General features: G+C 46.4%; 13 protein-coding genes and 1 pseudogene. 6 read left to right on the top strand and 8 right to left on the bottom strand.

The window, feature by feature from the left end:
• Window positions 1–109 (bottom strand): annotated as a pseudogene (locus ACO59Y_RS08360) (NADPH quinone reductase MdaB); the annotation flags it as partial.
• Between the two features lie 241 nt (window positions 110–350).
• Window positions 351–854 (bottom strand): single-stranded DNA-binding protein, encoded by a 504-nt coding sequence (locus tag ACO59Y_RS08355; protein ID WP_486132325.1) that lies wholly within the window; start codon window positions 852–854, stop codon window positions 351–353.
• Between the two features lie 152 nt (window positions 855–1,006).
• On the opposite strand from ACO59Y_RS08355, the gene uvrA reads away from it, so the two are divergent.
• Window positions 1,007–3,838, top strand: coding sequence for an excinuclease ABC subunit UvrA (uvrA, locus tag ACO59Y_RS08350; RefSeq protein WP_486132323.1), 2,832 nt, complete (start codon window positions 1,007–1,009; stop codon window positions 3,836–3,838).
• A gap of 129 nt (window positions 3,839–3,967) precedes the next feature.
• Here uvrA and ACO59Y_RS08345 read toward each other — a convergent pair whose 3' ends face one another.
• A complete protein-coding gene (locus ACO59Y_RS08345; protein ID WP_373603113.1) occupies window positions 3,968–4,741 on the bottom strand; it encodes a M48 family metallopeptidase in 774 nt (257 codons plus the stop codon).
• A gap of 134 nt (window positions 4,742–4,875) precedes the next feature.
• Between ACO59Y_RS08345 and mtr the strand changes: the two genes are divergently transcribed.
• The 4 genes from mtr to ACO59Y_RS08325 all read left to right on the top strand — a co-directional run bounded on the left by mtr (window position 4,876) and on the right by ACO59Y_RS08325 (window position 9,058).
• On the top strand, window positions 4,876–6,132 hold the full coding sequence (gene mtr / locus ACO59Y_RS08340) for a tryptophan permease (protein WP_373603112.1): 1,257 nt from the start codon (window positions 4,876–4,878) through the stop codon (window positions 6,130–6,132).
• 75 nt (window positions 6,133–6,207) lie between these two features.
• Window positions 6,208–7,071: a YicC/YloC family endoribonuclease gene (locus tag ACO59Y_RS08335; protein WP_486132320.1), complete on the top strand. Its 864-nt coding sequence runs from the start codon at window positions 6,208–6,210 to the stop codon at window positions 7,069–7,071.
• Between the two features lie 9 nt (window positions 7,072–7,080).
• Window positions 7,081–7,920, top strand: a complete 840-nt coding sequence (gene ygfZ / locus ACO59Y_RS08330) for a CAF17-like 4Fe-4S cluster assembly/insertion protein YgfZ (RefSeq protein ID WP_486132318.1) — start codon at window positions 7,081–7,083, stop codon at window positions 7,918–7,920.
• Between the two features lies 1 nt (window position 7,921).
• Window positions 7,922–9,058, top strand: coding sequence for an anhydro-N-acetylmuramic acid kinase (locus ACO59Y_RS08325; RefSeq protein WP_486132316.1), 1,137 nt, complete (start codon window positions 7,922–7,924; stop codon window positions 9,056–9,058).
• 206 nt (window positions 9,059–9,264) lie between these two features.
• On the opposite strand, the gene accC is transcribed toward ACO59Y_RS08325, so the two are convergent.
• From accC to menB, 5 genes are all read right to left on the bottom strand, one after another.
• Complete coding sequence (gene accC, locus ACO59Y_RS08320; RefSeq protein ID WP_486132314.1) at window positions 9,265–10,611, bottom strand: acetyl-CoA carboxylase biotin carboxylase subunit; 1,347 nt, start codon at window positions 10,609–10,611, stop codon at window positions 9,265–9,267.
• A gap of 59 nt (window positions 10,612–10,670) precedes the next feature.
• Window positions 10,671–11,135, bottom strand: a complete 465-nt coding sequence (gene accB / locus ACO59Y_RS08315) for an acetyl-CoA carboxylase biotin carboxyl carrier protein (RefSeq protein WP_486132312.1) — start codon at window positions 11,133–11,135, stop codon at window positions 10,671–10,673.
• A gap of 153 nt (window positions 11,136–11,288) precedes the next feature.
• Window positions 11,289–11,747 carry a type II 3-dehydroquinate dehydratase gene (gene aroQ, locus ACO59Y_RS08310; protein ID WP_486132310.1) on the bottom strand — a complete coding sequence of 153 codons (459 nt, stop codon included), beginning with the start codon at window positions 11,745–11,747 and terminating at the stop codon, window positions 11,289–11,291.
• A gap of 57 nt (window positions 11,748–11,804) precedes the next feature.
• Window positions 11,805–12,806, bottom strand: a complete 1,002-nt coding sequence (gene menC, locus ACO59Y_RS08305; protein ID WP_486132308.1) for an o-succinylbenzoate synthase — start codon at window positions 12,804–12,806, stop codon at window positions 11,805–11,807.
• 214 nt (window positions 12,807–13,020) lie between these two features.
• Window positions 13,021–13,878, bottom strand: coding sequence for a 1,4-dihydroxy-2-naphthoyl-CoA synthase (menB, locus tag ACO59Y_RS08300; RefSeq protein ID WP_486132306.1), 858 nt, complete (start codon window positions 13,876–13,878; stop codon window positions 13,021–13,023).
• A 146-nt stretch (window positions 13,879–14,024) separates the two neighbouring features.
• Here menB and ACO59Y_RS08295 point away from each other — a divergent pair, with 146 nt between their 5' ends.
• Window positions 14,025–14,594, top strand: coding sequence for a DUF5358 domain-containing protein (locus tag ACO59Y_RS08295; RefSeq protein WP_373603103.1), 570 nt, complete (start codon window positions 14,025–14,027; stop codon window positions 14,592–14,594).
• The last annotated feature ends 48 nt before the right edge of the window (window positions 14,595–14,642 follow it).

The following is a 14,642-nucleotide window of genomic DNA, read 5'->3' as shown; positions in this document are numbered from 1 at the left end:
TGTGTCCAAGTGCGGTCAAAATTTCTTTCGCTTTTTTGTGAAGTGTGTGGTTTAACTCACCATGCGAATGTCCGAAATTTTTACCACCATCCAATAATAAAATATTCATCTCTTTGCTCCTAAAATAAATAATTCGAAAAAATGGGGCTGTAATTATGCCTTCTTACTCTATATTTTAAAAGTGCAGTTGCTTGCCACACTATTTCCAGATCTAAGGGAAAATTTAAGTTGGAAAAACGCACAGAAAAAAGACCGCACTTTTGCGCTAAAAATACACCGACTTTACGCTACAAAAAACAAAGGGTCTGACATAACATCAGACCCTTTATCATTTTTAATTTATATGTAACTCAAAACGGAATATCGTCATCGAATCCATCTATCGGCGCTTCCGGCTGTGGTACAGTTTGTTGCGCGGTCGGACGGGAAGATTGGAAGTTGTTGTTTGAGCGAGATTGGTAAGACGGTTGCGGTGCGCTTTGTGCCATATCCGATGCTGCGTAACCACCGGTATTTTGGTTGCGGCTGCCGAGCATTTGCATCACATCTCCTTGGATTTCGGTGGTATAGCGATCTTGACCGTTTTGATCCTGCCATTTACGGGTACGTAAACGACCTTCTACATAAATTTGCGAGCCTTTACGTAAATATTCGCCACAAATTTCCGCTTGGCGACGATAGAATACAATGCGGTGCCATTCGGTTACCTCGCGACGTTCGCCGGTGTTACGATCATTCCAGCTTTCACTGGTCGCCACGCTAATATTTGCTACCGCATCGCCGTTTGGCATCGTGCGAATTTCCGGATCATTACCTAAATGACCCACGATGATGACTTTATTTACTCCAGCCATAAAAATCCTCATATTCTCAATAAAAAAGTGCGGCTATTCTGCCTTAAATTTTATAAAAGATCCATAAAATTTAACTGGATATTTGCACAGATATTGAAATATGCGATAATGCGCACAATTTTGAAAATTATTTCTATCCAAACAAGTTATTTATGGAAAGTATCGATATTCGTGGGGCTAGAACCCACAACCTCAAAAACATCAATTTAACCATTCCTCGCGATAAACTCATCGTTATTACAGGCTTGTCCGGTTCGGGTAAATCTTCCTTAGCATTCGATACGCTTTATGCGGAAGGGCAGCGCCGTTATGTGGAATCGCTTTCTGCCTATGCACGTCAATTTTTATCTTTAATGGAAAAACCGGATGTGGATTCTATTGAAGGCTTATCGCCTGCAATTTCCATTGAACAAAAATCTACCTCACATAATCCGCGTTCAACCGTGGGCACTATCACCGAAATTTATGATTACTTGCGTTTGTTGTTTGCACGCGTAGGAGAGCCGCGTTGTCCGAATCACGATGTCCCGCTGACTGCACAAACTGTTAGTCAAATGGTGGATAAAGTGTTGAGTCAGCCGGAAGAATCCAAAATGATGTTGCTTGCGCCGGTGGTGAAAAATCGTAAAGGCGAACATGTAAAGATTCTCGAAAGCATTGCCGCACAAGGTTATATTCGCGCGCGTATTGACGGAGAAATTTGCGATCTTTCCGATCCGCCGAAGCTCGAATTACAGAAAAAACATACCATCGAAGTGGTGGTGGATCGCTTTAAAGTGCGTTCGGATTTGGCAACCCGTTTGGCGGAATCTTTTGAGACCGCATTGGAGCTTTCCGGTGGCACAGCAATTGTGGCAGATATGGATAACCCGAAAGCGGAAGAACTGATGTTCTCCGCTAACTTCGCCTGTCCTCATTGCGGTTATTCGGTACCTGAACTTGAGCCACGTTTATTTTCTTTTAACAATCCGGCGGGGGCTTGCCCGACTTGCGACGGCTTGGGCGTACAACAATATTTCGATGAAGAACGTGTGGTGCAAAATCCGAGTATTTCTCTTGCCGGAGGGGCGGTGAAAGGCTGGGATCGTCGTAATTTCTATTATTATCAAATGCTAACGTCGCTTGCTAAGCATTATGATTTCGATGTAGAGGCGCCTTATGAAAGCCTGCCGAAGAATATTCGGCACATCATTATGCACGGCTCCGGTAAGGAAGAAATCGAGTTCCAATATATGAATGATCGTGGCGATGTGGTGATTCGTAAGCACCCGTTTGAAGGCATTTTGAACAATATGGCGCGTCGTTATAAAGAAACAGAGTCCATGTCAGTGCGCGAAGAATTGGCGAAAAATATCAGTAATCGTCCTTGTGCGGATTGTGGCGGTTCGCGTTTACGTCCTGAAGCACGCAATGTCTATATTGGGCAAACTAATTTGCCGATGATTTCGGAAAAAAGTATCGGCCAAACGCTGGAATTTTTTACCACGCTTTCATTACATGGACAGAAAGCGCAAATCGCCGAGAAGATCTTAAAAGAAATCCGCGAGCGTTTACAGTTCTTGGTGAATGTCGGATTGAGTTATCTCTCCCTCTCCCGTTCGGCGGAAACCCTGTCGGGCGGTGAAGCGCAGCGGATTCGCTTGGCAAGCCAAATCGGTGCGGGCTTGGTAGGCGTGATGTATGTGTTGGACGAACCATCCATCGGTTTGCACCAACGCGATAACGAACGCTTGCTCAATACCTTGATGCATTTGCGCAATCTCGGTAATACCGTAATCGTGGTGGAACACGACGAAGACGCCATTCGTGCGGCTGATCATATTATTGATATCGGTCCGGGGGCGGGTGTGCATGGTGGGCAGGTGATCGCGCAAGGTAACGTGCAAGAAATTATGGCGAACCCGAACTCGATTACCGGAAAATTTTTGTCGGGCAAAGAGAAAATTGCGGTACCGACAACACGCACCGCATTGAATAAGAAAAAATGGCTCAAGCTCAAAGGCGCGTCAGGTAACAACTTAAAAGACGTAAACTTGGATATTCCGGTAGGTTTGTTCACCTGTATCACCGGTGTATCGGGTTCCGGAAAATCAACCTTGATTAACGATACATTATTTCCATTAGCGCAAAACGCCTTAAATCGTGCAGATAAAACTGATTATGCACCATACAAATCTATTGAAGGATTGGAACATTTCGATAAAGTCATCGACATTAACCAAAGCCCAATCGGACGCACGCCGCGTTCTAATCCGGCGACTTATACCGGTTTGTTTACGCCGATTCGCGAACTATTCGCCGGCGTGCCGGAAGCGCGTGCACGCGGTTATAATCCGGGGCGTTTCAGTTTCAATGTGCGTGGCGGGCGTTGTGAAGCCTGTCAGGGCGATGGCGTAATCAAAGTGGAAATGCATTTTTTACCGGACGTATATGTGCCGTGCGACCAATGTAAAGGCAAACGCTATAACCGCGAAACCTTGGAAATTCGTTACAAAGGTAAAACTATTCATCAAGTACTGGATATGACTGTGGAAGAAGCGCGCGAGTTTTTCGATGCGATTCCGATGATTGCGCGTAAATTGCAAACCTTAATGGATGTGGGCTTGTCGTATATTCGCTTGGGGCAATCTTCAACCACGCTTTCCGGCGGCGAAGCGCAACGCGTAAAATTAGCGACCGAGCTTTCCAAACGCGATACGGGCAAAACGCTGTATATTCTGGATGAACCAACCACCGGTTTACACTTTGCGGATATCAAACAACTTCTTGAAGTGTTGCATCGACTACGCGATCAAGGTAACACTATTGTGGTGATCGAACACAATCTCGACGTGATTAAAACCGCCGACTGGATTGTGGATCTTGGACCGGAAGGCGGCAGTGGCGGCGGACAAATTATTGCAGTCGGTACACCGGAAGAGGTGGCGAATGCAGAAGGCTCGCATACGGCGCGGTTCTTGAAACCAATGTTGGTGAGGGACTAAAACAGCACCGCATTGGAGCCGCTATTGGCGCGCTTTCCGCTTTCAATGCGGTGCTGATTCAGACGTCCGGCGACAACAGTCGATTGCAATAAAAAACCGCACTTTGATGTGCGGTTTGTTTTTGTATTTTTATTTTTTCGCGGCTTGATAAAGTTTCATTGCTTCCGGTAACAAGCGACGTAAATTTTCTTGGCGCGCTTCATCGGTCGGGTGTGTAGAAGCCAAGGCGTCCAATACGCCTTCCGAACCGCCGGAGGCTTTTTTCATTTTCTCCCATAATCCCGGCGCGGCTTGCGGATTAAAACCGGATTTCGCCATCAGCATCAAGCCCACTTCGTCCGCTTCGGTTTCCGCACTGCGTGAAAATGGTTTATCCAAACCGTAATTTTTGGTCAGTCCAATCGCTAATTCACTGGCATCGGAACCAATCACAGTGGAAAGTGCCACATGCCCTAAAGAGGCAGCGATGCCCGTCGCCATACCGAAATTCGCTTCGGCTTTACCGTGTTCTTTCAGTGCATGCGCCATTTCGTGTCCCATCACGGTGGCAATTTCATCATCGTTTAATTTTAAGGAATCCACTAAGCCCGTATAAAACGCCATTTTGCCGCCCGGCATTGCCCAAGCGTTGAGTTCTTTGGATTTAATGACTGTAATCTGCCAGTTAAACGGTTGACCGGTTTGATTTTCTTTATTAGCGTAAGGCACCATTTTGTTAAAAATGCGGTGCACGCGTTTGGCTGTTTGCGAACTGTTGTCCACGCCGCCCTGGCTGCGGATTTTGCCCATTTCTTGCGCGTAATTTGCGGCCGCTTGTTGATTAATTGAGGCCGAATCGGCGCATGCGTTAAGCACAAAAGCGGCTGCAGCGGCAAAAGCGAAGGATTTAAGTTGTTTTTTCATCGTTGATTCCTTTTTTGTACTCCAAATGAGGGGGGCAATTATAAATTTTTATGTCAAAGGTTGTCGAGAATAAAATATTGCCTTTTACCTTTGTACTACTATAATAGTGCAAATTTTACGCTAGGGAATCTTTTATGACACAACAAAAATCTCCTTCTTTGTTAGGCGGCGCGATGATTATCGCCGGCACCGCAATCGGCGCAGGTATGCTCGCCAATCCAACTTCCACCGCCGGTGTGTGGTTCATCGGTTCGATTCTTGCCTTGATTTATACTTGGTTTTGTATGACCACTTCGGGATTAATGATTTTGGAAGCCAATTTGCATTACCCGACCGGTGCCAGTTTCGACACTATCGTAAAAGACTTGCTCGGTAAAGGTTGGAACCTGTTAAACGGTTTATCCGTCGCTTTCGTATTGTATATTTTAACTTACGCTTATATTACCTCGGGCGGCGGTATTACCCAGAACCTGCTTAACCAAGCCTTCGGTTCCGCCGAAAGCGCGGTGGATATCGGGCGTACTTCCGGTTCGTTGATTTTCTGTTTGGTTTTAGCCGCTTTTGTTTGGCTTTCCACCAAAGCGGTGGATCGTTTTACCACCGCATTGATAGGTGGAATGGTTATCGCCTTTTTTCTTTCAACCGCCGGCCTACTCGGCTCAGTGAAATCCGATGTCTTATTGAACACCGTTGCGACGGGCGAACAGCAATATTTGCCTTATTTACTGACCGCATTACCGGTGTGTTTGGTGTCTTTCGGTTTCCATGGCAACGTTCCGAGTTTGGTTAAATATTATCATCGCGATGGCGGTCGTGTGATGAAATCCATTTTTATTGGCACCGGTCTGGCGTTAGTGATTTATATTTTGTGGCAGTTGGCCATTCAAGGCAATTTGCCACGTAGCGAGTTCGCACCGGTGATCGAAAAAGGTGGCGATGTGTCCGCCTTGCTTGAAGCTTTGCACAAATATATCGAAACCGATTACATTGCGGTGATTTTAAACTTCTTCGCCTACATGGCGATTGCCAGCTCATTTTTGGGCGTAACCCTCGGTTTATTCGACTATATAGCTGATTTACTCCGCTTCGACGACAGCTTTGCCGGCAGAAGTAAAACCGCATTAGTCACCTTTTTACCGCCGTTATTGTTGAGTCTCCAATTCCCTTACGGTTTTGTCATCGCCATCGGTTACGCCGGGCTTGCCGCCACCATTTGGGCGGCAATCGTGCCGGCTTTACTGGTGCGCGCCAGCCGTCAAAAATTCCCGCAAGCGAGTTATAAAGTGTACGGCGGCAATTTTATGATCGGCTTTATTATCCTCTTCGGCGTCTTAAACATTGCGGCACAAGTTGGGGCAAATTTGGGATGGTTTGCGAGTTTTGCGGGCTAACTCAATATTTCTTTTCCCCCACCTGATCGCTACAATAAATGTCGAATCAATTAAGACAAAAGATGAGGAGAGCTTATGATTTATAGTATGACGGCCTTTGCGCGCCTGGAAATAAAAAAAGACTGGGGCGATGCAGTGTGGGAGATGCGTTCCGTAAATCAACGTTATTTAGAAAATTATTTCCGCTTGCCGGAACAGTTCCGCGGCTTGGAAAATACCCTTCGCGAAAAACTTCGACAAAATTTAACGCGCGGCAAAATCGAATGTGCATTACGCATCGAAAGCAAAAAGTCTGCCAATGCGGTGCTGAATTTAAACAAGGAACTCGCCGATCAAGTGATTCAATCGCTGCGATGGCTTAAAGCTCAAGCGGGCGAAGGTGAGATTAATCTCACCGAGGTGTTGCGTTATCCCGGCGTGGTGGAAGCTCAAGAAGAAGATTTGGACGTCATTAGCCAAGATTTATTGCTGGCTTTTGACGAACTGTTGCGTGATTTCATTGCAATGCGTGGCCGCGAAGGCGAGAAATTGCAAGGCATTATTCAACAACGTTTAGACGCCATTTCCATCGAAGCGGATAAAGTGCGCGCGCAAATGCCGGCGGTTTTGCAATGGCAACGGGAGCGTTTGTTGCAACGTTTCGAAGAGGCGCAAATTAATCTTGAGCCGCAACGCGTTGAGCAAGAAATGATTTTATTGGCGCAACGCGTGGACGTGGCGGAAGAATTGGATCGTCTGCAAATGCACGTGAAAGAAACCGCCAATATTCTGAAAAAAGGCGGTGCAGTGGGACGCAAATTGGATTTTATGATGCAAGAACTCAATCGTGAATCGAACACTTTGGCGTCTAAATCCATTAATGCGGACATTACGGCTTCGGCAGTGGAACTCAAAGTGCTTATCGAACAAATGCGTGAGCAAATTCAGAATTTAGAATAGGAGAACGGCATGTCCCAATTCATTCGACTTGATCAATATCAGCTTATTGAAGCCCACGGTGCGGACGCGGAAAAATATTTACAAGGTCAACTTACCGCCGACCTAATCGCCTTACCAAGTGGCGCGAATACCCTTGTCGCCCATTGTGATCCGAAAGGCAAAATGAACGCGATTTTTCGTTTGTTGAAGGTCGATTCCGAGCAGTTCTTTTTGTTGATAAAAAAAGACTTGTTGCCGAGCGCCTTAGATGCGCTGAAAAAATATGCGGTGTTTTCCAAAATCAGTTTTGATTTGCGCGATTGGCAAATCGTCGGTTTGATCGGCAAAAAATGCGGCAAAATCGAACCGCGTTTTACGCTGGAAATCGATGAACAGCGCGCAATTTTGTTAAGCGAAAGTGCTTTGCCGATTAATTTCAATGCGGATGAAAAAATATGGGAAAGCGCGGATATTCAAGCGGGATTACCGAATTTAAGCGCGGCAACGCAAAACCTATTTATTCCACAAGCGTTAAATTTACAGGCCATTGAGCAAGCCATTTCCTTCACTAAAGGTTGCTATATCGGGCAAGAAACGGTGGCACGTGCAAAATATCGCGGCGCCAATAAACGTGCGATGTTTATTTTAAAAGGTAAAACTCAAACGCTGCCGGCAATTGGTGACGAAATCGAAATGCGGCTTGAGTCCAATTGGCGTAAAACCGGCAGTATCATAAATGCGGTGAATTTAGACGGCCTGTTGTGGCTGCTCGTGGTGCTGAATAATGACATCGATCCGACACAAGTTTTTCGTTTAGCACAAGATGAAACTGCACTTGCCGTTCAACCTTTGCCTTACGCGTTAAATTAACATGCATACGGAATATTATCTCGGCATAATGTCCGGCACCAGCCTTGACGGCGTAGATCTGGCACTACTGGATTTTGCTTCGTCGCAACCAATGTGCGTTGCGACGGATTTCACACCAATGCCGCAATTGATACGCGAAAACAGCACCGCATTGGTGCGCTCCGGCATAACTACCTTGCAACAATTAGGCGAATTGGATCATCAATTCGCTTTGCTATATGCCGATTGTGTAAATCGTTTTTTACAGATCCATCAAATTTCTGCCGAGCAAATTCGTGCTATCGGTTGCCATGGACAAACGGTATGGCATGCACCGCACGGCGAGTTTCCCTTTAGCATGCAAATCGGAGATATGAATTTGCTTGCCGCCCGCACCGGTATCACCGTTGTGGGGGATTTTCGGCGTAAAGATATGGCTTTCGGTGGACAAGGCGCGCCCTTGGTGCCGGCTTTTCATCAAGCGATATTTTTTGATCCGAATTTCGCTACGGCGGTGTTGAATATTGGCGGCATCAGTAATGTTTCGTTACTGATTCCGCATCACCCGGTGATGGGGTTCGATACCGGCCCGGGCAACATCTTGTTGGATCAATGGATCGAAAAATATCAAGGCGTCTCTTACGACAAAAACGGCGCTTGGGGAGCGATGGGAAAATTGAACGAGGCATTATTGCGCGAACTGTTAAACGAACCTTTTTGCCGGCTGAGCGCGCCGAAAAGTAGCGGGCGCGAGCTTTTCAATTTGTCTTGGTTGGAGGCCAAAATTGAAAAAACGCGTAAACAATCAAGCGCGCTTTCGTTGCCGATTGCAGCGCAAGACGTGCAAGCTACGTTGGTGGAGTTTACCGTTCGCACCATCGCTGACAGCTTGAAAAATATTGATACGCCATTGGCCAAACGCCTTCTAGTGTGTGGTGGCGGCGTAAAAAATAGATTGATGATGCGACGTCTTGCCGAGCATTTAACACAATGGCAAATTAGCACGACGAGTGATTTCGGCTTGGATCCGGATTATGTGGAAGCGGCTGCTTTCGCTTGGTTGGCCTACCGTCGAATGCATAATCAATCCGGCAATGTGCCGGAAGTAACGGGAGCGCACAAAGCGATCAGCTTAGGCGCGATTTTCCCGAAGCCTTGAGGCTTGCTCCGTGCATTTTATCTTTTGGCTTTTATTAAGCTTGTAATCGTTTGCGGTGAGCTGAATGCGCCTTCGTAAAGATTCTTGAGGCGAAAATTGAACCTTCCAATTAGCACCGCATTGAACGCGCCGTCTTTGCAGATTGGCACCGCATTGAAAACAAAACGGCTTACTTTGGGTAAGCCGTTTTTCCTGTTTGAGCATGATTAATCGTGCATGCCTAATTTTTTCTCCAAATAGTGGATATTGGTACCGCCTTTTTGGAAGTTCTCGTCTGCTAAAATTAGATCATGCAATGGGATGTTGGTTTTAATGCCGTCAATGATGGTTTCCGATAATGCGTTTTGCATGCGACGAATTGCCACTTCACGCGTATCGCCATAAGTAATCAGTTTAGCGATCATCGAATCATAATGCGGTGGAACGGTGTAGCCCGCATAAATATGAGAATCCCAACGCACGCCCAAGCCGCCCGGGGAGTGTAAATGTGCCACTTTACCGGGAGAAGGGAGGAAGGTTTTTGGATCTTCCGCGTTGATACGGCATTCGATGGCGTGCCCTTTCACTTTAATGTCTTCTTGTTTAAAGGAAATCGGTAAGCCGGAAGCGATGCGCAATTGTTCTTTCACCAAATCCACGCCGGTAATCATTTCGGTCACCGGATGTTCTACTTGGATACGGGTGTTCATTTCAATGAAATAGAATTCGCCGTTTTCATACAGGAACTCAAAGGTACCTGCACCGCGATAACCGATTTCTACGCAGGCTTTTGCACAGCGGGAGCCTATGTCGCGACGCACTTCCTCGCTGATGCCCGGTGCAGGCGCTTCTTCCACCACCTTTTGGTGGCGGCGCTGCATGGAACAATCACGCTCGGCAAGATACACGGCATTACCATGGGTATCGGCTAACACTTGGATTTCTACATGGCGTGGATTTTCCAAATATTTTTCCATGTAAACCATGTCGTTATTGAATGCGGCTTTGGCTTCTGCTTTGGTCATCGCGATGGATTCTTCCAAGGCATCCTCACTACGCACCACGCGCATACCGCGACCACCACCACCACCGGAGGCTTTAATAATGATCGGGTAGCCGATACGTTTGGCGATTTCTTTGTTTTTGTTAATATCGGAACTTAATGGACCGTCGGAACCCGGCACACAAGGCACACCGGCTTTTTTCATGGCGTTAATGGCGGATACCTTGTCGCCCATTAAACGGATCACATCGGCGGTTGGGCCGATAAAAATGAAACCGGAACTTTCTACCTGTTCGGCGAAGTTAGCGTTTTCGGAAAGGAAACCGTAGCCCGGATGGATGGCGTCAGCGCCGGTCACTTCGGCTGCGGCAATAATTGCCGGAATATTTAAATAACTTTTGGATGACTGCGCAGGACCGATACATACGGTTTCATCGGCAAGTAGAACGTGTTTCAATTCACGGTCTGCGGTGGAATGTACCGCAACGGTTTTAATGCCTAATTCTTTGCAGGCGCGCAAAATTCGCAGTGCGATTTCACCGCGATTGGCGATAACAACTTTTTCTAACATAAGAAATTCCGCTTGTTAAAAAATGGCGGGAAAGCCGCCATTTTAGATAATTGATAGGATTATTCGATAACGATTAACGGTTCGTCAAATTCAACCGGTTCTCCGTCGTTGATCAGAATAGCTTTCACGACGCCGGCTTTGTCTGCTTCAATGCGGTTCATCATTTTCATCGCTTCGACAATGCAAAGAGCGTCGCCGACTTTTACGCTTTGTCCCACTTCAACGAAGGCCTTGGCTTCAGGGCTTGGGCTACGGTAGAAAGTTCCCACCATCGGAGAACGAACGAGATGACCGGATAATTCATCTGTTGCAGGAGTCGGAGTCGGCGCCGCCGGCATGGCGGGTGCAGGTGTGGCTGTTGGTGCCGGCGCGGCAACCGGCGTGGCGTATTGAACCGCAGCCGGTAGCGTCGCTGGTGCGGCGCGGCTAATACGCACCGTGCCTTCTTCTTCTTGCACTTCTAATTCGGTAATGCCGGATTCTTCAACTAACTCGATGAGTTTTTTAATTTTACGAATGTCCATACGTTTTTCCTAAAAAATAATGAAATTTTTGACCGCATTTTTATTGCGATAAAGCATGAAAAAATGCGGCCATTCAGAAACTTTTTTGCCGCAAGAGATTACCTTAAATTTAGCCAAATTGCGACAAAATTCTATGAATTTGGCGCAAAATACCTAATTTTCTTCTTTTTTCACAAGATAATCCAATGCAAATAAAAAGCCGAATTCATAGCCCTTGGCGCCTAATCCGCAAATTACGCCCTGCGCCGCATCGCTAAAATAAGAATGGTGACGAAATGGCTCGCGTTTATGAATGTTGGACAAGTGAATTTCCACAAATGGAATTGATACCGCCAATAACGCATCGCGCAATGCTACGCTGGTATGAGTATAAGCGGCCGGATTGATTAAAATAAAATCAACTTGCTGAAAACTTTGGTGAATTTTATCGATCAATTTTTCTTCGCTATTAGCTTGAAAACATTCAAGTTCCACATTGTTTTGCGCCGCCAACGCTTGCATATTTGATTCAATCGCAGCAAGCGATAAACTGCCGTAATGAGCCGGCTCGCGCGCGCCCAACATATTTAAATTCGGGCCATTTAGCAGCAAAATTCGGTTTTTTTGCGACATTTTCTCTTCCTTTTAGGTTTGAGGATTATACTGATTTTTAATCAAACGGTGGTCGAATCAGATAATTTTAGTGATAAATTCGGAATCAAGATCAATTAACGGCAAAGTCGACCCCGGCCATGGGCGAAGCACTTGATATGCCATTAAGTCGAGGGTATCCAAACCCGGCGTCACATTCGGTGTGTATTGTTGCGCTAGGCGTGCCAATTGGGTTAAACCGAGGCTGCTTTCAATACTTGAACTGAGCACCGCATTGAGCCCCAATGCGCGCGCTTGATTAATTAATGCCACGCAACGTTCGATGGAACCGATTAGCGTTGGTTTAATCACAATTGCCGCTAAGTAAGGGCGATTTTCTGCCAGTGTCGCCATATCGAAATTTGGGTCGCGTAAGGTTTCGTCCCACGCCACGGGAATGCCGGTTTGCGCGGCGAATTGCAGGCTCAGTGCGGTGTTCTTACAAGGTTCCTCCAAAAATTGAATACGAGCGCGATGTTCGGGCTTCACTTTAGCCGCAAATTGCAGCGCTTTTTCCAATGTCCAACGACGATTGGCGTCTAAACGCAATTGTAAATCGGGAATGGCTTCTAAAAACATATCGGCAATTAAACCGTCACGATTGGCTTCGTACATACCGACTTTCATTTTTGCGACTTTTTCACCTTCAATGGCGGCCAGTTCGGCATAAAGTTCATCAGGATCGCCGTAGCAAAGCGGTGCTGTATTAAAATTTGCCGCTTCTTTTAAATAACCTTTCATTTCATCCATCGCGCAACTGATGCCGAAAGCGACGGAGGGATAAGTACCATCCAAGGGAACGCGTGGCGCGTCGCAACTCGCTTGTTGCCAATTTGTCAGCCATTTGATGGCTTGTTCTTGTGCTTGCTCGAGCGTTTCTTCGCTAAAACCGGGTAAGGGCGCGATTTCGCCCCAGCCGTCACGACTGCAACTGACGCGCACTAATAAACCTTCGCGACGCTTAAGAAAACGATCACCGAGAATGAGCTGGCTATCGACGGGAATGGAATAGCGATAAAGATTGAAAGATTTGTTTGCCATGGCTTTCTCCCAATATAAAGGTGCAGTCAAAATTTATGAAATTACGTAGCTGTTGCACAAGGCTGAAATGACCTCATAAAATAGCACCGCATTGAAGCGGCTTCCAATGCGGTGCTATTTTGTGACTTGAACTCATACTTCATTCGGAGAGTTTGTGCATTTGCAGCATAGTACCGAATTCCTGAAGATTTTTAACCGCATTTTGAAATATGAATTAAGGATTACGTCTGAATTTGCTGAAATTCGGCGCACGTTTTTCGTTGAACGCGTTGCGACCTTCTTGTCCTTCCTCGGTCATATAGAACAACATGGTTGCGTTACCGGCCAATTCTTGTAGACCCGCTTGTCCGTCGCAATCCGCGTTCAATGCGGCTTTTAAGCAACGGAGCGCAATCGGACTGTTGCGCAACATTTCGCGACACCAACGCACGGTTTCTTTTTCAAGATCAGCATAAGGCACGACGGTATTGACTAAGCCCATATCTAAGGCTTCTTGCGCATTGTATTGGCGACATAAAAACCAAATTTCGCGTGCTTTTTTCTGACCGACTAAGCGCGCCATATAGCTTGCGCCCCAACCGCCGTCAAATGAACCTACTTTCGGACCGGTTTGACCGAAAATCGCGTTGTCCGCCGCAATGGTTAAATCGCAAAGCATGTGCAATACGTGACCGCCGCCGATAGCGTAACCCGCTACCATCGCTACCACCGGTTTCGGGCAGGTGCGAATATCGCGTTGGAAATCCAATACGTTTAAATGATGCACGCCACTTTCGTCTTTGTAACCGCCGTAATCGCCACGAATTTTTTGGTCGCCGCCGGAACAGAACGCTTTTTCGCCTTCGCCGGTGAGCACGATAACGCCGATTTTTTCATCGAAACGTGCGTCAGAAAGGGCATTGATCATTTCTTTCACGGTTTGAGGACGGAACGCGTTACGCACTTCCGGACGATTGATGGTGATTTTGGCGATCCCGTCGGTGGATTTGTGATAACGAATGTCGCTGTAACTTTCGCTGTGATCAACCCACTCGACAGGGGCGTAAAGGACGTCATCTTTTGGATTTTGCATGAGAATACCTTTTAATTTGAGACAAAAAAACGCGGTCATTATAGCGGAAATTCGGTGGATTCGGAAAACTAAATTGATTTCGCGCTTTATCTCTTTTTCGCTTATTGTTAGAATTTCGGCCATTCGAAAAAAAACAAGGATTTAAAATGAAATATATCGCGACATTCACAATGAGTTTATTACTTGCTGCTTGTAGTCTTTTTGGCGCGTCGCAATCGCCGATTCCCGGCGAATTCGCCGGTGCGGATTATCAACTTTCCGACAAAGACGCCAAACTTTGGGCGATTGCCAGCAAGCAAGCGGAACAGTGTATTTACCCAAATTTAACACGCATTCAACAACAACATTTTGCCAAAGAAGACAGCTATATTCATTCGCAATATGTGTTTTTCTATCCGTTGGAAAAAATCATCGGCGAAGATTATGTGAAAATCATTCAACAAGATGAAAAATCTATGAATTACGCCACCTACCAATTCAAAAAATTCCGCACCGAAGTGGGCGAAATTGAGCCCTTAGAGGCGAAAACCTGTCAGGTTCTTCGCAGCCAAGCGCGCGACGATTTGGATGTGGTGAAAGGCCAATATAAAGACGGCATGGTGGATGACAGTAAAAACGAAGATGGTACCTCGAAGAAAAGTGGCGACGGCATTGCCACCAACCAGAACAAGTTCTTCTTTGATATTATCAAATGGGGCTCGGCACTGTTGCTGTGAGCACCGCATTGGAACCGGTAAAATCAAGGCTCGCAAGAAACGGCATAC

This window comes from Rodentibacter sp., assembly GCF_057314195.1.
Note: the sequence above shows the minus strand (reverse complement) of the source record. Positions and strands in the feature narration are given on the sequence as shown.